This window comes from Ruegeria sp. HKCCD8929, from assembly GCF_013031405.1.
In the GTDB taxonomy this organism is placed as follows: domain Bacteria; phylum Pseudomonadota; class Alphaproteobacteria; order Rhodobacterales; family Rhodobacteraceae; genus Ruegeria.
In genome coordinates this window covers 1-17,228 of sequence record NZ_WPZY01000056.1, presented here as the reverse complement: position 1 = coordinate 17,228, position 17,228 = coordinate 1, and the positions used below count along the sequence as shown (strand labels likewise).

General features: G+C 55.6%; 15 protein-coding genes and 1 pseudogene. 9 read left to right on the top strand and 7 right to left on the bottom strand.

Annotated elements, in window-relative coordinates:
* Positions 1-126 precede the first annotated feature (126 nt).
* A complete protein-coding gene (locus GOX53_RS27150; RefSeq protein WP_171181987.1) occupies positions 127-1,266 on the bottom strand; it encodes an extracellular solute-binding protein in 1,140 nt (379 codons plus the stop codon).
* 146 nt (positions 1,267-1,412) lie between these two features.
* On the opposite strand from GOX53_RS27150, the gene GOX53_RS27145 reads away from it, so the two are divergent.
* The gene (locus GOX53_RS27145; RefSeq protein WP_171181985.1) at positions 1,413-2,261 is read left to right on the top strand and encodes a LysR family transcriptional regulator; all 849 of its coding nucleotides are present in this window, start codon (positions 1,413-1,415) and stop codon (positions 2,259-2,261) included.
* Positions 2,262-2,675: 414 nt separating this feature from the next.
* On the opposite strand, the gene GOX53_RS27140 is transcribed toward GOX53_RS27145, so the two are convergent.
* The gene (locus GOX53_RS27140) at positions 2,676-4,265 is read right to left on the bottom strand and encodes a solute:sodium symporter family transporter (RefSeq protein ID WP_171181984.1); all 1,590 of its coding nucleotides are present in this window, start codon (positions 4,263-4,265) and stop codon (positions 2,676-2,678) included.
* A 141-nt stretch (positions 4,266-4,406) separates the two neighbouring features.
* Here GOX53_RS27140 and GOX53_RS27135 point away from each other — a divergent pair.
* Positions 4,407-4,580: pseudogene (locus tag GOX53_RS27135) on the top strand (IS6 family transposase); the annotation flags it as partial.
* Between the two features lie 146 nt (positions 4,581-4,726).
* Here GOX53_RS27135 and GOX53_RS27130 read toward each other — a convergent pair.
* Both GOX53_RS27130 and GOX53_RS27125 read right to left on the bottom strand, forming a co-directional pair.
* The gene (locus tag GOX53_RS27130) at positions 4,727-6,163 is read right to left on the bottom strand and encodes a hypothetical protein (protein ID WP_171181982.1); all 1,437 of its coding nucleotides are present in this window, start codon (positions 6,161-6,163) and stop codon (positions 4,727-4,729) included.
* A gap of 664 nt (positions 6,164-6,827) precedes the next feature.
* The gene (locus tag GOX53_RS27125) at positions 6,828-7,196 is read right to left on the bottom strand and encodes a group 1 truncated hemoglobin (protein WP_171181980.1); all 369 of its coding nucleotides are present in this window, start codon (positions 7,194-7,196) and stop codon (positions 6,828-6,830) included.
* Between the two features lie 267 nt (positions 7,197-7,463).
* Between GOX53_RS27125 and GOX53_RS27120 the strand changes: the two genes are divergently transcribed.
* On the top strand, positions 7,464-8,096 hold the full coding sequence (locus GOX53_RS27120; RefSeq protein WP_171181978.1) for a tyrosine-type recombinase/integrase: 633 nt from the start codon (positions 7,464-7,466) through the stop codon (positions 8,094-8,096).
* A 179-nt stretch (positions 8,097-8,275) separates the two neighbouring features.
* Here the strand turns inward: GOX53_RS27120 and GOX53_RS27115 are convergent, their stop codons facing one another.
* Both GOX53_RS27115 and GOX53_RS27110 read right to left on the bottom strand, forming a co-directional pair.
* Positions 8,276-9,064, bottom strand: coding sequence for a nuclear transport factor 2 family protein (locus GOX53_RS27115; RefSeq protein WP_171181976.1), 789 nt, complete (start codon positions 9,062-9,064; stop codon positions 8,276-8,278).
* A gap of 22 nt (positions 9,065-9,086) precedes the next feature.
* On the bottom strand, positions 9,087-9,464 hold the full coding sequence (locus GOX53_RS27110) for a DoxX family protein (RefSeq protein WP_171181975.1): 378 nt from the start codon (positions 9,462-9,464) through the stop codon (positions 9,087-9,089).
* Between the two features lie 91 nt (positions 9,465-9,555).
* On the opposite strand from GOX53_RS27110, the gene GOX53_RS27105 reads away from it, so the two are divergent.
* Positions 9,556-10,434, top strand: a complete 879-nt coding sequence (locus GOX53_RS27105) for a LysR family transcriptional regulator (RefSeq protein WP_171181973.1) — start codon at positions 9,556-9,558, stop codon at positions 10,432-10,434.
* A gap of 242 nt (positions 10,435-10,676) precedes the next feature.
* On the opposite strand, the gene GOX53_RS27100 is transcribed toward GOX53_RS27105, so the two are convergent.
* Positions 10,677-11,576: a LysR family transcriptional regulator gene (locus GOX53_RS27100; RefSeq protein WP_171181971.1), complete on the bottom strand. Its 900-nt coding sequence runs from the start codon at positions 11,574-11,576 to the stop codon at positions 10,677-10,679.
* Between the two features lie 95 nt (positions 11,577-11,671).
* Here GOX53_RS27100 and GOX53_RS27095 point away from each other — a divergent pair, with 95 nt between their 5' ends.
* The 5 genes from GOX53_RS27095 (at position 11,672) to GOX53_RS27075 (ending at position 17,125) form a co-directional block, all read left to right on the top strand.
* Positions 11,672-12,526 (top strand): MBL fold metallo-hydrolase, encoded by an 855-nt coding sequence (locus tag GOX53_RS27095; protein ID WP_171181969.1) that lies wholly within the window; start codon positions 11,672-11,674, stop codon positions 12,524-12,526.
* A 71-nt stretch (positions 12,527-12,597) separates the two neighbouring features.
* Entirely contained in the window at positions 12,598-13,614 is a 1,017-nt protein-coding gene (locus GOX53_RS27090; RefSeq protein ID WP_171181967.1) for a hypothetical protein, read from the top strand.
* A 150-nt stretch (positions 13,615-13,764) separates the two neighbouring features.
* On the top strand, positions 13,765-14,400 hold the full coding sequence (locus GOX53_RS27085; RefSeq protein ID WP_171181965.1) for a glutathione S-transferase N-terminal domain-containing protein: 636 nt from the start codon (positions 13,765-13,767) through the stop codon (positions 14,398-14,400).
* A 23-nt stretch (positions 14,401-14,423) separates the two neighbouring features.
* Positions 14,424-15,602, top strand: coding sequence for an MFS transporter (locus GOX53_RS27080; protein WP_171181963.1), 1,179 nt, complete (start codon positions 14,424-14,426; stop codon positions 15,600-15,602).
* A gap of 494 nt (positions 15,603-16,096) precedes the next feature.
* Entirely contained in the window at positions 16,097-17,125 is a 1,029-nt protein-coding gene (locus tag GOX53_RS27075; RefSeq protein ID WP_171181961.1) for a hypothetical protein, read from the top strand.
* Positions 17,126-17,228: the final 103 nt, after the last annotated feature.

Here is a 17,228-nt window from a genome sequence, read left to right as displayed (position 1 = left end):
CCACAAAGGCAATGATCATAGCCATCGAGGCAATGGCCATCGTGGCATTCATTCCTGTGAACAGTCCAGATTTTGCAATCAGGTTGTCCGCAGTTTTTTGCTGTTTTTCAGACATTTTGGTCCCCGTTATCGAGTTGTTCCAGACGGGCCCTGCAGACCCCCGGAATTAAGCCAGGTCTGGAATGCCTCTTCGAGGCGACCATGGTTGTCCGCCCACCATTCGGCATCAGAAACGATGCTCTGCTTATCGGCATAGGCTGGGCTGTTCGGCACCTTCGAAAGTATGTCATCCGACAAAAGCGCGAGCGAGGATTGACGGGTGGGACCGTTCGGCAGATGCCTCACCATATTGGCCAGGGACTCTGTTGAACTGGCAAAGCGAATGAACTCCATTGCCTCTTCCTTGTAGCGGCTGCCTTTGGGAATACCGAACAGGTCCAGTTCCAGCACACGTCCGTCAAAAACGATCTGAAAATCCGCGCCGTCGTTTTCAAGCGCCGAACTGGCCGTCGTTGCCCAGAGCGATGCCATGACCACTTCGCCGGAATTCAGTTTCCGAACCGGCTCAAGGCCCGCGGACCACAATTGCAAACCAGGCTTGATTGCATCCATCACAGACAAAGCCTGTGCAACACCATCCTCGGTTTCCAGTGTTGCGTAGACATCGTCACGCGCCACCCCGTCAGCCATCAGCGCCCATTCCATGATGACGGTCGGGTCATTTCTGATCGCGCGGGGCCCCGGGTAGGTGCCCGTGTCAAAAAAATCTGCAATCGTCGATGGTGGAGAAGCCCCAAAGGTTGACTTGGAGTAGCCAAAGGCGGTCGACCATTGGATAACGCCAACGCCGCAATCGTTCAAAGCACCTTCAACAAAGTCGTCCGCCGCTGCCGTGCCGTCCTTGCCGCTGGGCAGGCCGATACCGGAAAGGTTTTCCAGCAAGCCTTCGTTACACGCCCGCAGTGAATCCGCCTGTGTGAGGTCAACGACGTCCCACACAACATTCGCCGATTCAACCTGATCGCGTATCTCAGAGATTCCGCCATCATAGTGCTCAACGTGCACCCTGACGCTATTTTGCTCTTCATAGGGCCGCACGAAACCCAGCATCTGAGATCGCATATAGGGACCCGTCCAACTCACGAATGTGATTTCATTTTTTTTGGCAACGGGTTCACTCTGCGCCCAGGCCGGCGGTATCCAAGCCGTGCACGCAAGTGCAGCGGCCAAGACGAGCCGACCTTTGGGTATGGTGCATTTCTTCATCTAATCCTCCCGTTTTGTTATCTTTGCTCTGGTAATTCTGCCATGTTGATTTGGTCACTTTGTCATGCACCGAACTATTCATCGGTACTCCGCAGCATTCAATTCACATGACACCTCCTTATTAATCGGCTAAACCGATTAGCAAGATGCAGATCGATTGGATCGAAACCTTTCTGGACCTGGGCGAAACCCGAAGCTTCAACCGGACGGCGGAGCGGTTGGGGATCACGCAATCGACCGTGTCGGGCCGCGTCCGCAGCCTGGAAGCCGCCCTGGGTAAGAGGTTGTTCAACCGCTCTCGGGCGGGCACCGATCTCACGGTCGAGGGTCTCCACTTCGCACCGCATGCGCGCATGATCCACCACAGCTGGACCGAAGCGCGCAACGCGGTCCGGGATGCCGGAGCGGGGGGTACCACAATTCGAATTGGCATTCAGAACGATCTCGTGGGGCACCATTTCAGCGAGTTGATCGCAGATTTTCGCGTGGCGTTGCCCCATGCCACGTTCTTCTTAGAGGCGGACTACTCGGCCCAGATGAGCTCCGACTTGACAAACGGACTGTGCGATTTCGCCCTTGTCTTCTCACCCAGATGGCATCCGGATTTGCATTTCGAAACCTTGGGCGAAGTGTCCTACATCATGGTTTCTACCCATACGAACCAGCTCTCGGAGGTCACGCCCGAACGCTACATCACACCCAATTTCTCGGACGCCCTGCCGGAGTTGCATAGGGGGCTTTACCCACATCTTGCGCATACGATGCTGTCGATCGGGCAGGATGCCGCTATGGTGGCGCTGCTTGAAAGCATGGGTGGAACCGCCTATGTCCTGCGCACATCGGCCGATCGCCTGATCCGGGCTGGCATTTGTCGGCTCGTGGCAGATGCCACGCCGCTGCTCCAGCCGCTCTACGCGGGCTGTCACATCAAAAACCGTCACCGTCCGGTTCAGCGCAGCCTGCTCGGCGTCGTGCGCAAGAGGTTCGGCCCGTGAAGAAACTGCGCTAGAACACTTTCATTCCGCAACATTGAATTGGTAGCCTTATCACAGCGTTTTCTGGCTACGTGCGAGAATGCTTTCAACAGAGAGTTTGCTCCTTCCCAAAGGCAATAAATCCCCGGCCCGATCCTTGCGTATTTTGCAGATCCGCTTTGACGAAACAGAAGTATTCACACTGGGCAGAATCTCTTAAGTGCACGTTAGCGCAAACAGTCGTCGATAGGAGTAAGACAATGAAATACCTGCAGTTCAACAAACTCCGTACCTTCTTTGCCGAGCTGGTTCGGGAGGCCTCGCTCAATGCCCCGCGCCTCGAGAACGCCCTGCGTTCGAAAGAAGGCTAACTCACCAACAGCAAAACGGCCCCAGTATTTTGGGGCCGCTTTCACTTCCTGGCAGGATACCAGATTAGGTAAAGATGAAATAGGTCGAGACAACGACCAGAACAATCACTGCTCCGACGGGCTTGGCCAAAGACCAGGGCGTCATGTCGACCGCGTGGCTTTCGCGGGCGACAAAAGCAGGTTGCATCGGGCGAACCTTGCCGATCCACAACATGATACAGACGTTCATAACAAACAGTGCTGCCATGACGTGCAGGAAGTGCGGATATTGCTCAGCGCCAACGATGTTTTTCAGACCGAACTGGCTGATGATATAAAGACCAACACCGGAAGCGAGACCTATCTTTGCCGCAATTGGAGGAACATTTTTCGTAAAGACCCCAACCAAGATGATCGTCAAAATCGGAATTGAATAACAACCGTTCACTTCTTGCAGATAACCAAAGAGACCCTGCGGCGCGTTTGCAATGAACGGAGCGATTGTCATGGAAGCCAGAGCAAGTACAACGCCGAATTTCTTGCCGGCCATGACGGTTTGGGTATCCGTTGCGCCTGTCTTGAAGTGCTGACGGTAGATATCGACACCAAAAAGCGTAACTGAGCTGTTGAGCGCGGAATTGAAGGAGCTCAACACGGCACCAAACAACACTGCAGCGAAGAAACCGCGCAATGGATAGGGGAGAACTTCTGTTACAAGGCGCGGATATGCCTGGTCTGCAACCTCAAGGTCACTGAACAGGTGGTACGCGATGATGCCCGGCAAAACGACAATCAGCGGCCCAAGAATCTTAAGAACACCGGCAAAGAGGAGACCCTTTTGCCCTTCTTTCAGATCACGTGCCCCCAGTGCGCGTTGAATGATCGCCTGGTTCGTGCCCCAATAGAACAGCTGCACCAGCATCATGCCGGTAAAGATCGTGGCAAATGGGATTGATGAGTCCGGGCCGCCAATGGCATCAAATTTTTCGGGATTGGACTGATAGAGCGTCGAAATACCGCTGAAGAGGCTACCTTCACCCACAGCGATAAGTCCGAAAATTGGCACCAGTAGGCCGCCTGCGAACAGGCCAACGGCGTTTATGGTATCGGAAACGGCAACAGCTTTCAGGCCGCCGAAGATGGCATAAATCGAACCGACGATCCCGATCGCCCAGACTGTTATCCAAAGAGCCGTTGTATCATTAACGCCTAGAAGTGCGGGAACTTCGAACATAGTGGAGAGCGCGAGAGCGCCCGAATAAAGAACAATGGGGAGCAGCACGACCACATAGCCCGACAGAAACAGCAGCGACGTAATGGTCTTGGTCTGCGAGTCATACCGCTCTTCCAGAAAACTGGGAATCGTGGAAATTCCTGATTTCAGGTAGCGCGGCAACAACACTAGTGCTGTGACGACCATTGCGATGGCTGCAAGCGTTTCCCATGCCATGACAAGCACGCCTTCGGAGTATGCCTGACCTGTCAATCCGACGATCTGCTCGGTTGACAGATTGGTCAACAGCAGCGATCCGCAAATGACTGGCGCGGTCAGAGAGCGTCCACCGAGAAAATACCCTTCCGAATGCTCTTCATCAGTGCCTTTGGTCCAAAGATACGACAAGATGGCCACAAGGGCGGTAAACCCAATAAAGGCCAATATGTTGAATAGACCCATTGTCTCCTCCCGGGTTGTCTGGCTTTCAGGGTCACTAGCCCAAGTGAGGCGGCTCTATCATTCCAATATTCATACAGCATACTTATTCTGATCGGTGAATCGGAGTTATTGCCCTATTTCGCCCCCTACCCAAATCGACCCCTGATGGGGCGCTTTAAGTCTCCAAAGCAGGCGCAAAGGTTTCTTGCCGCCCACGATCAGATCAACACTGTCTTTCGCCCCCGTCGTTATCAACTCTCCACCGTCTCGTACCGCCACGCCTGGGCCGCTGCTTTTGAGCTCTGGGACGGCTACGCCCTCACAATGACCGCCTGACGGACGTAGATCAGGCTGCATTCAGGCATGCGCTAACAAGTTGGCAATGTCCAAACGGCTGTAACGGCGAGACGCAATTTCGAATCGAACGGAAATCCATCAGATCCGGCGCCATAACGCTCAGCGACGGATCCGCTTGTTTTGCATCAGCCGAAGTCGTCGAAACCAAGGAGGACCAATTGATCGATTACGCCGTTCGGCGCATCAATCACGGAGTTGTATGGCGCGGCATCGAGGTTTTCATATCGCAGGTCTTCGGCTTGCACGCCCTCCAGCCGATAGACATGCCCTCCGTTATTGAGCACCTCGATCAATAGATCTCCATCGGATTCACTCACATCTACTTGCCAGGCGGACATGTGGTTGAAGTCAATCACGTCCGACGCGGGATCAAAGCTGACCAGAACGGTTTTGGCCCAATCCCAACCGATCTCAAGCCGGTCGCCGGGATCTGTTGGTTCCGGCGTAGGATCAGGGTCCGGTGTTGGATCAGGGTCCGGCGTGGGATCGGGCTCACCGGTATCAGAGGGCAATTCGCCGGTCCGGGTCTGGTAGCCATCGGTCCCAGCTCCGGCGGGAGCTTCCGGCGTCAGGAGGCCAGCACGGCTGACCAGGGTAACATCTTCCTGTGAAAATCCGAACGGATCTTCCAGATTGTCCTCCATCACCTGATCAAAATGGAACTCAACCATACCGGGCCACAGGTCGGCCAACTCAACGTCCACCAAAAGCGTGCTCTGCCCGGTCGGCTGCACCGATATCAAAAGCCCGTCTTCGGTATCTTCGACCGACAGGCGTTCGCGGGTGCTGAAATAGAGAAAGCTGATTTTCATGGTCAGGGGATCGAATCCCTCGACAACATCATGCACCCCATATTCGTGCGACCGGATATAAACAGTGTCCGCCTCACGCGGACCAACGCCTTGCTCCCATGACAATGCGCCGCCGATATCTTGCCGCAGGTGTTCGTTGCCAACGATCCCGAAACTGTCGAGTGAAAGATCGTCGAATCCTACACCGACAAGGATCTGTTGCGCCGCACTCCACGGACTGTCAATGGCAACGTATCCCGATGCGGTTTTGGTAACGATCAGGCTGTGGACGGAATTAAACCCGAAATCAATGTCGTCAGTCGCAGGGTCGAAGCCAAATATGTTGGCGCCGCTCACATTGGCCACATAGGTGGTCCCGCCGTTGTCGTTGGGAGATTCAGGATCCGTCGGATCAGGGGCGAGATCTGTTCCGCCGTCTGTGTGTCCATCATGCCCATCATGACTGTCGTCAGCGGTGCCATCTAGAAGCGCAAAGACCTCGGCTTCCGCCCCGGAATCGCTGATCTTGAAGTTTTCCGGGCTAAGTTGGTCAAGTGTTACACCCTGCAATGTCGTGGACTGGTTGTTCCCTGGCACTGAAATGACCACGCCTTGCGACGTTTCCGTGATCTCCAGCGCGTCAGCGCCGATCCAACCGATATAGATAGTGCTGTGATGCGGGTCGAAATCTGTGGCGATCAGATGTTGCCCCCAACTCCAGTCGATGACGATATCGGCATTTTGCCGGGTGATGGAAGGGTCTTGGTGCATGGAAGATATCTCTCGTGCTCTTACGTCTGTGTTCCAGTTGTGACGTAACCACTGTCTTACATTCAACGTAAACGGGAGAAAGACGTTGATCACAGCGCAAATTCGCTGAATTGACAGGCGGATGCTCGCCGTTTCGCTGTTGGATCCAGGGGAGAGCACAGGATCGCGATCGTCGGCATGATGTGGCCAACTGAAAGCCGTGCTTCACGTCGAACGAAAAGCAATCACACGTTTTGGAACGGTAAATGGCTGGTTTTCACGCCGCGCAGCGGCGCTGAAAATGTTGCGGTCGCGGCGATTGATCTGCCGCGTGCACTCGCAGCGAAAATCTCGAATTCACGGGTAGGGCTCGCTGCCGCCACTCTCTGCGGCGAGCCTCAACAGGTCCTTGAGAGCCCCCTACGGACGTTAACCAGGGTGTCCGGCTTCGCCGGTGCAGCATGTCACGAACGGCATACACCGGACGTTCGGTACGCGGATTGGGAAAGGTATGGGAGCGGACGAAACAGCCTTTGCAGTCTGTACGCCGCTTGAAAGATACTTGAATAACCGCAGCAGATCAGATTGGCGGCAACTCCGACGATGGACTCAATGTAGGGTGCACAAACCTAACGCCGCAAGCGGGTCGCGCAGAACCCGTGAAACAAGTTCTGCACGCACCCCTTTAAACGAGGATTTCTTCCTTGAGGCTTTCAACATAGCCTACGACATCGTTGAATTCGGCCTCGGGAAGGTTGAAGGATTCCAAGGTTGCCCTCAGATGCCCTAGAAAGATGCCCCAGTCGTTCTCCGAAATTCCCATTCCAGTATGCGAGAGAACCATGCCCCGGCCCGTGTAATACATTGGCCCGCCAGCAACATTCGCAAGGTAATCAGCCAGGAGCTGCTTTTCTCTCGCAATCCCATCTGTACCTCGGTTTTCCCAGAAGCGTCCCAGAATCTCATCGCTCTGCAAACGCGGGATTAGGTTGTCCACAACTGCGCGTATGGCATCGTAGCCACCAAGGCGTTCATAAAGTGTCTTCTCAGTCATATCAGCCTCCAATCCTCATGAGGTATCAATTAATATGACTGAGAGCGGCAGCGCACCTTGACTAATGTTAACCGCTAACCCTTGTTGACTTGTTTCTGGGCAGCTTCGAAATCCGGAGCGAAGAGGCACTCATCTGAATGCTGCGATTATGAATGTCGTGGAAGGGCTCCTCCCGACGTTCTCCGCGATTGCACCTGAGCGTGTTAGCCTGAATTGCCAACGTCCGGTTGGCGTTGTGGAGGATCGTGGCGGATGGGAGGGTACCTCATGACCATTGCAAACTTACCTGCCATTCGTGCTTGCCGCCCAGCCTGGAACAAAGGGCGCATCGTCGGTCAGAAAAGGCCATTGTTGCCCAAACATGTCTGGGCGATCCGCGTTCGCCTTGAGATCGCCGGCAGCTATCGCGATTTGGCTTTGTTCAATCTGGCCATCGACAGCAAGCTGCGTGGCTGCGATCTGGTTAAACTGATGGTGGCTGATGTCTATGCAGCTGGTCAGGTCAAAGAGCGCACATCGATCATACAGTGCAAGACGCAAAAACCAGTTCGTTTCGAGATCACGGAGGGAACGCGAAAGTCACTCCTGAGGTGGATGGAGGACCCTTTGATGGTCGGTTCCGAATACCTGTGGCCGGGGCGTTTTCATGAACGCCTTCACATCTCGACGCGTCAATACGCACGACTGGTTCGTGAATGGGTCAAATCGATTGGATTGGAACCCAGTGCGTATGGTACGCATTCGATGCGCCGCACTAAGGTGTCAGAGATTTACAAGAAGACAGGCAACCTGCGTGCGGTTCAGCTTTTGCTGGGGCACACAAAGATGGACAGCACTGTTCGGTATCTTGGCGTCGAGCTGGAAGACGCATTGGCAATCTCGGAAGCCGTTGAAATCTAAAATTTTGGGCCGTCTTCAAGGACGGCCCTTAGCCGCCCTTGAACGCGGTGTCCGATTTCTGCGCTCGCATCCCGCATTGCAGACATTCATTTCTGACGCCCGATTGAGGCCTCTGCGAGAGTGCTCTCCACGCAAATAAGCTGTTACTGCAGAGGCGGCTGCTCAGGAGAGAAAGCACTCTAGAACTTGCCTGAGTTGTTCCAGGTCTCTCTCGGGCCTATCTTTTCCTGGATGTCCCAGTGTTCGACGATCTTGCCGCCTTTCAGGCGGAACAGGTCGAAGAAGGCCCAATCGTCGGCGCCCTGCTTCACGTGGCTGTAGATCACGACGAAGTTGCCCTGGCCCAACAGGCGGTGCACCTTGATGTATCGGGCAACCTGACCGCTTTCCATCACCTCCTTGAGGTGTTTGCCGAAGCCTTCCAGCCCGTCTCCGACCTCGGGATTGTGCTGGTCGTACTGCTCGGTCGAGATGTAATCGGTCACCAGATCGGCACGTCCGCCCATCAGGACATTGTCGATGAACCCCTGCACCAACGCCTTGTTGGCCTCGGTCTGATCCAGGTCGTCGATTTCGGTCTGGCCGTCTACCATGCTGCGCCCGGAAACCGTGGGCCACTTGTATTCGGCGATCACATCCCAATGCTCGACGATCCGGCCTTCCTCGTCAGTATCGAAGATATCGCCGGTGACCCACTGGGCCTCGCCGTTGTTGAGGCTTTGGTACACGTGGCAAAACACGAACTGCCCGTCCTCGATGGTGCGAAGAACCTGGATATCCCGCACAGGGTTGCGTTCCAGGAACGGGGTAAAGAACTCAATGAACCCTTCCTTTCCGTCCCGGACACCGGTGGAATGCTGCGTGTAGCGGTCGCCCGTATACTTATCGAGCGCTTCGACCATGTTGCCGTCTCGGATACCTTCGAGATAAAGGCCTTTGGCATTTGCGACACGGATACTATCTGTCATCACATTTCTCCTTAACTACGGGTTAGACAAAACCAAGCAATGCCAAAAGCGCGCCCTTGCCCGACCACGCGACAATAGCCGATAGCGTGCCGGTCATCATCGCTGGAACACCTTCTTTCCAGGTGTCCCATATAAGGTGGCAGCCGATGGCACCGACCGAGGTGCCCAGAAGTGCCAGCGCCCCCAGGGTGCCGACCCAGGACCCCTGGAACCAGATGGCGACCGCACCGAATAACTCGACAAAACCCAACAGCATCATGATCTGCCGGTTCAATCCGTACTTGATGAACATCGCCAACTGGGTCTCAAAGATGAACTTCTGCCAGCCCAGAATCTTGATCGAACTGGCAAAGAGAAAAAAGGCGGAGAGGAGCCCGACTAAGATAGTGATAAAGGTCATGCTTTTAGTCCTTTCCCGACACTACCTAGCAACTCTGGCTTCTTTCAATAACATGTGGCAAAGTGAAATCATTATTCAGCTAGGATGAAAGATGATTGATGACCTTCGCCCTCTGGCGATCTTCGCAGCTGTCGCTGAATCTGGCAGTTTCTCCGCAGCAGGGCGACAACTTCGGCTGGCCACCTCTGGAATCAGCCAGCATGTGACAAAGCTGGAAGACCGTCTGGGTGTCACACTGTTCTACCGATCTACCCGCTCGTTGTCGTTGACCAGCGAGGGCCAGCGATTGCTGGAGCATGCGCAACGCATGATGGCAGCCGCTGAAGACGGGTTGAATAGCGTCGTTGACGTAAGCAAGGAACCCGCAGGGTCATTAATCATAACGTTGCCGGCTTTCATGGCGGAAAGCATATATGAACGCGCTATCTGGGATTTCGCGTCGACGTATCGGGCAGTTGAACTCACGGTTCGATACCTGGACAGCAACTTCGATCTTGTAGCAGAAGGGATCGATCTAGCCTTACGAATGGGGGAGTTGCCCGATTCTTCTCTGCGCTCTCGTCGTTTGGGGAGTGCGAGCCGCAAACTTGTTTGTGCGCCCTCTTATTTGAAGGCGCTTCCACGCGTGACCTCGCCCGGTGATCTGAGAACCGCTGATTTTGTCGCAATGCAGGGGCTAACCGATCAGGTGGTGCTTATCAAAGGCGACGAAGAGAAAACGCTGCACACCAATCGCGGACGCGTTGTTGTCGATAACTTCGCTGCATTGCGATCCGCGCTTTGTGCTGGCCTGGGCATCCAAAGACTCCCTGCTTCTGTCGCCGATCCAGAGCTCGAAGTCGGCAACCTTGTCGAACTCATCCCCGATTGGTCAATCCCCGATTTGGGCACCTATGCCGTCTGGCCTGATACCAGCCGCCGCCTCTCTCTCACACGTCTATTGGTAGACCATATCGACGCCGCAACCTAATAGCCCCTGAGCAGACTCGAGCCCCCTACCAGACCTTCATCGGTGGCGTGAGCATCGCACGTGCAGCAAGTCGCTAACGGCGCAGTTCGGACATTCAGTTCCGCTCAGTGAAGGGGGAAGGCGCGGGACGGAGCGGCCGTTGCCTTTCTCAAAACAAACGACCGCATTACACGCTTTCCGCAGCAGCGAAAAACAGCAAGGGGAGAACCGTCATTCGCCACAAACAGCACCAATGTCTTCTATCAATGAGGGTGCGCTCTGATCTGCCTTCGAAGATGATCCAAAAACTGGCCAACCCGGCGGGGTTGAAAGGCTCTGTTGGGGTAGACGGCAAAGATGCCGACCTGCGGGAATTGCCCCTTGAGATGGATTGGCCGAAGATGTCCGGTTGCCACCAGATCCGCCGCCATGATTTCCGGCAGCAGGCCAATGCCTATCCCGCGCACCAATGCTTCGCGGTAGGTATGGGTTTGGTTCATGACAATTTTCCATGGCTGGTGCAGTTTTTGCAGCCCCATTTCTGTCATGAGCGGCCAGCTGTCGCCAAAGCGCGAGCCGCCAAAGACAAGGCAGCGATGATCGTCCAGATCTTCCACGGTTTCAGGAATTCCGTAGGCGTCTAGGTATTTTGGCGCAGCAAACAGCGTAAGGTGGGTTTCGGCCAGTTTGCTGACAATCAGGCTGCTGTCCTCCAACTTGATCGCCAGGCGAATGGCCAGGTCCACCCCGGAGCTGACGAAATCGGTTTGTTCATTGTCGAAGACCAGATCGAACAGAACCTCGGGATGCAGCTCCTGAAAGCTTTGCACTGCGTCCAGAAGCATCGGCACGCCGATGCCTTCCGGCGCAGCCACTCGGATCACCCCGGTTAGTTGCACCCCATCTTGCGTCGCTACATCCTGTTCCAGCGCCTCCAGCTGTTCGAGCATGGATTTGCAGCCGTGGTAATATCGGGTTCCCGCCTCGGTCACCTCCATAGACCGCGTGGTGCGATTGATCAGTCGCAGATCAAGAAGAGCTTCAAGGTCGGCCACGTGACGCCCGACAATGGCCGGTGTTACATTCAGATCATCTGCGGCACGGGCAAAGCTGCCCAGTTCAACCACACGGGCGAACACGGCCATTTTCTTCAGCTTGTCCATTCGATACCTTTTGTATTTTCTTAATTGCAACTAACGCCAATTATCCCGCGCTAAGTAAAGAGTATCTTACCTCCTATGAAAAGGAGGCACCTGCCATGAAACGCATTCTGACGGCCATCGCCGCTGCCACGACTATCGCCGGCACCGCTTATGCGGCTGGCGATGAAATGAAACCGGTCATGACCGAGCTGAAAGACGGGATCTATCAGTTTCACATGGCCCATTACTCCAGCCTGGTCATAATCACCGACGAAGGTGTGCTGGTTGTCGACCCGAACCACGAGTTCCGCGCCGAGGCCATGCGCGCCGAGATTGCCAAGCTGACTGATCAGCCGGTGGTCAAGGTGCTTTATTCGCACGACCATTTCGATCACTCCCGCGGAGGCCAAGTCTTCAAGGCCGAAGGGGCCGAATTCATCGCCCATGAGGGCTGCGTCGAACTGATGAGCCGAGATCTGGAAAACCGGGTTGTTGTGCCTGACGTCACCTACTCCGAAACCCACCGCATCGAGCTGGGCGACAAGGTTGTCGAAATGAAGCATTTCGGCTCCAACGACGGCCAATGCCAGAGCGTGATCTATATGCCGGAAGACAAGGTGCTGATGGGCGTTGACTGGCACCTGCCGCGCTATCTGGTGTCTGACGGACGCCTGAACACCCATGACTATGTCGGCGCGCTGAATACTCTGCGCCGTGTCAGCGCCGAGCTTGATTATGACACCGTGATCTCCGGCCACCTGCCGCAGTCCTCGCCGGAGCTTCTGGCTGAAGAACTGGCCTTTGTCGAAGCGCTTTATGCTGCTGTCTGGGATGGCCTGCAGAACGGCAAGACGGTGGAAGAATTGAAACAGACGGTCAAGCTGCCCGAGTTCAGCGACTGGCTGTTCTACGAAGAAAACCTTCCCGCACATGTCGAGCGCATGGCCTATGCCATCTGGCACGGCCACTGAGACCTTGGATCGGGCTGCCTGTCAGCCCGGTCCCCTTCTCGATGATGAGCTAAACCTGAAAGGAATACGACATGAAATCCATTCTTGCCTCAGCACTCTTGACCGTCGTGGCAACCGCGGCGTCTGCGCAAACGCCCGGACACAGACCACTTGAAATCGACATGCCGCATTTTGGTGAAACCGTGGGCGGGAATATCTTCTATCCGGCAGGCGCTGGCGGGACCGAAGAACAGTTTGGCCGCGGGCCGACTTTCAGTAGAATTCCGGTGATGGAGGGTGCCGAACTTGTCGAGGGCACCTATCCGCTGGTGCTCTACAGCCATGACTGGAACGGTGGCCTTGGCCCGCAGGCGTGGGTTCTCCACGGTATGGCACAACGCGGTGCCATCGGTGTGCATGTCGATCACAAGCACACCCTATGGGGCAGCAATGACGTGGGACAGGCGCTCAACCATTGGACCCGTGTCCAGGACCTGAGCGAAATTCTCGACCATGTCCTGACCGATCCCGAGGTGGGGCCGATGATTGACCGATCGCGCATCATGGTTGTCGGCTTTGGCGAGGGCGGTCTGACCGCACTGTCCGCTGCTGGCGCAACGGCCAATCTGGACGCCGTGGTCTCTGCCTGCGAGGCGAACGGGTCCGCCATGCGGTACTGCGACGAGATGATGGCAGATGACGTCAACCTCGCCGGTTATGATCCCGCGGCCTGGAACGCCAGCTACAAACTGGATGCCATCACCTCCGTTGCCGTGATCGAGCCCTCTCTGGTTTATGGGTTTTCCGCCGAGAATGTCGAAAACCTTGTGGACGACGTAACCTTGATCAGCTTCAAAAATGGTGAAGAGTTCGACGTGGCGACCGACATTGATGCAAGCGGCCTGGCGGCAGCTCTGCCAAATGCAACGCGTCTGGATTTCAACCCGGCTTATCGCTTCTCGGCCGCACTCACCTGCCTGGACGGCGTGGAAGAAGCCTTGGCTGAGGCAGGTCGTTTCCCCGTCTGCACGGACCCGGAAGGCAGCGATCGGACCGAGATCCAAGGAAAAATCCTCGACGCTCTTTCCTCCAAGCTCGGACTTCAGTGAACTTAGGATCTGGACTGTTTCTGTCGCGATAGGCGGCAGAAACAGTTCAGGTCGACGCCACAGGACCTTCTTCAAGCCCCCCAAACGACCAGAGTGCGTTTGTCATTCGATTACGCGCTTTGCCCTTCTTTCGACTTCTGGACCCCAGCAATGAAACTCTATGTCTTTGAAACCTGCCCCTATTGCATCCGCACCCGCATCATCGCCGGATTGAAAGGGCTTTCGCCCGAGATCATTCATGTGGAGCCAGGAAATATCCCCGAGGACCTGAAAGGACGGATCGAACGGCTGACCGCCCCAATCCTGATGGATGGTGAGACACTGATCCAGGACAGCACCGAGATTATTCGCCATTTTGACAAGACCGGCGCACCGATCTTGTCCTCTTATGGTCCGGGTCGCGACCTTGAAGACTGGCGCGCCACCTTTGCCGCGCCGCTTAATGCGCTGTGCTATCCGCGCATGCCACATCTGGATGTGCCGGAACTGGCGTCGCCGGAGGCCAGGGCGTTCTTTGGCCAGGTGATGCCGGATCGGATCGGCATGCCATTTGCCGAGGCGCTCGCGAGAACGGCCGAGTTCACCCGCGAGGTCGAGGCTGCGTTGCCTGGAGCCGAGCCCTATTTGTCCGGTGACACCATCAGCTTTGACACGCTGGCCACACTTGCCGATCTGCAAAGTCTCACCATGGTGGCAGAGCTCGAATTCCCAGTGCAGATCTCTGCCCCCTTCACAAAGCTGATGGCCCGGGCGGGCGTCCCGCCATTCCCAGCCGTTGCTGCATAATCCCCATCTTGAAAGCGCGCACAATGACCCGCAATACACTTGCCCTGATTGTTGTTTTCTCGCTGATCCCGCTGGGTCCGCTTGCGATCGACATCTTCCTGCCTTCGATGCCTGAAATGCAAAATGCCTTTGGCGCTACTGAGGCCGAGATGCGTCTGACCATCCCGTTCTACGTCTATGCGCTGGGGGTGGCGCAGCTGTTCGGTGGCCCGGTGTCCGACCGTTGGGGTCGGCTTGCCTCGGCGATGCTGGGCCTTGGCGCCTATGTGGCAGCCAGTCTTGTCGCCGCGGTCGCGCCAGACCTGATCTGGCTATATGCCGCGCGAATTCTGCAGGGACTTGGCGCGTCTTTTACCATGGTGACCGCCTTTGCCTGGGTGCGCGATAATTTTGAAGGCGACGAGGCCGGGAAGTGGTTGAGCTACATGAGCGGCCTGACGGGATCTGTGCCGATGATTGCACCGGTGATTGGCGGCGTTTTGGCCGGGATCTGGGGCTGGCAGGCGTCCTTTGTCATGATGGCACTGGCTGGCGCACTTATTCTGGTGGCAGCGCCTTTTGCATTGACAGGCGAGCGAACCACCAAGGTCGCAGAACTCGATGCGGAGCGTTTGAGTTGTAACCTGCGCAGCCTCATGAGCAGCCGTTCTTTCCTGATCTACAGCCTCGCCAATACCACCACCTTTGGCGCACTGATGGCCTATGTGTCGATTGCACCCGAGGTGGCAATGACACGAGGCGGAATGGACGAGATGACGTTCGCCTTTACGCTGGGCGGAATTGGTCTATTGCAAATGGTCTTCAGCTTTGCCGCCCCCATTGTTGTTGCGCGGATCGGCGCACGCAGGACCGTCCTGACCGGATTGGCCATGTCGGTGGCAGGCGGCACCGGGTTGATGTTCATCAATGAGATGGAGACCTCCGTCTTTTTTGCCTTCGCAGCTCTTGGTGGCGGCGGGTTTAGCCTGATGATTGGCATCTCAACCGGCCTGACCCTGCAACCGTTTCCTAATTGCGCTGGATTGGCCGCATCGGTCGGAGGGTTTCTGCGCATGTTCGGAGGCGCGGCGATCGCAACTTTCGTCGGATTGACCGACCTTACTGGCCCCCAAATGCTCGCATTGGCCCTCTTGACGTCGTTGCTCCCGATGGTGTTGATGCTGTTTAACGCGGGTTTTCGGGCAGCGGTTTCCAACGCCTAAAAAAGAGAAGCGGACCTTGAAGTAGAGCATTACCAAGGTCCGCATTGGGCCTCCCTTATAATCAACAATGTCAGCAATCGTCGCTTTGTGGCTACTGGTGCAAGGCGCAGCATTGGTCGAAAAGGGGCTCGCTGCCGCCACTCTCTGCGGCGAGCCTCAACAGGTCCTTGGAGCCCCTACCGGACCTTCATCAAAGGCGTGAGTATCGCACGTGCAGCAAGTCACGAACCGGCACAGTCCGGACATGCAGTTCCGCTAAGTGAAGGGGGAAGGCGCAGGACAAAGCAGGCATTGTGAACCTCGTCAGATCTGCAAAAAATCTGCACAACTACTTTAGAAAAATTGCAAAATTCCTTTCCCATACATGAACTGAAACTGCAAACACGGGAGTAAGAGGATGGCAAGGTCCCTGTCTTGGTACGTTGATGTCGCTCTGCTCCAAGGATCGTTGAGCCGACGTTTAAAACCACTCGGTTCTACAAAGGAATGAGCTTGTGCTTTGGTTTCCTGTCATCGGCTTTTTGGCCGTCATATACCTCCCATTTGCAATGCGAAGCTGGCGCGCGTTTATTGCCCTTTGCATTGTGTATCTAATGATCGATACCGGCGTCCGCTTGGGTGTGGCGACCTATTCGGCGGATGACGTACCCAGATTCCTGGTGCTGGCGGGGAATACCTGGATTGACTTTCTCGTCGAAGTTTTGCCCGCAACGGTCATCGCACGCGCCTTGGTGCTTACGGCAAAATCGCTCGGACTAAGCGGACGACGTCTTTTGGCGGCCAATATTATTGGAATACTCGCCCTACCAGGAGGCATTGCGGGAATCGCTGCACATGAGCGATGGGAGCGTCGACCTGCACCACTGCAATGCACGAGCAAACAGATCCCCTTGGTTTTGTCCGGAAAGAGAGCGACAGCTACCTGGAGCAAAAGCACGGCGTTATTTGTTGGAGAGAATATTCGTGATGACGGTCGCTACCTTTTGTCTCCCCGCCATCAGCGAAGAATTTGTCGGGACACCTCGGACGGCACTAAGAACCTGACAATCGAGGCAATCACGTTCAGAACCCATAACCTTCCGACTAGTCGCTGCACCGCGCAAGACATCACACCATGGGAACTGAGCATGTGTGAAAATTGGAAAGACGATGCCTGGCATCGCAAACCTCACGAGGTGATCATCTTCAACCCAAACGGGATCCGGCTTGGCGATTTTGGCATCCCAAACGTTCCTACCAATGATGGCTTCCAGTTGGATGATAATGAGCGACTGGTATCAGCCACTAGCAAAAACCACGCGACGATTTCGGCAGTGTGTCGCGTGCCGACCAACTCTGATCGCCCGCTGCACTGCCAGATGCGTCGACCCATTTTCGAAGGCATTAGTCTTTACTGGGAAGCGAATTTGCCACGAGGGAAAATCGAAGAATACTTGCTTCGTACAGATGAGTTTGCCAGAGGCGTTTGCTTGGGTCTGTTTGTCCAGCCTCTGTGCGACACCCTCCATGGGAAACTTCCGTGACTTCGGCGCGGCATATGAGTCTGGTTGGGCTCGCTGCCGCCACTCTCTGCGGCAAGCCTCAACAGGTCCTTGGAGCCCATTGCGGATGAGGTGGATGGCTCCT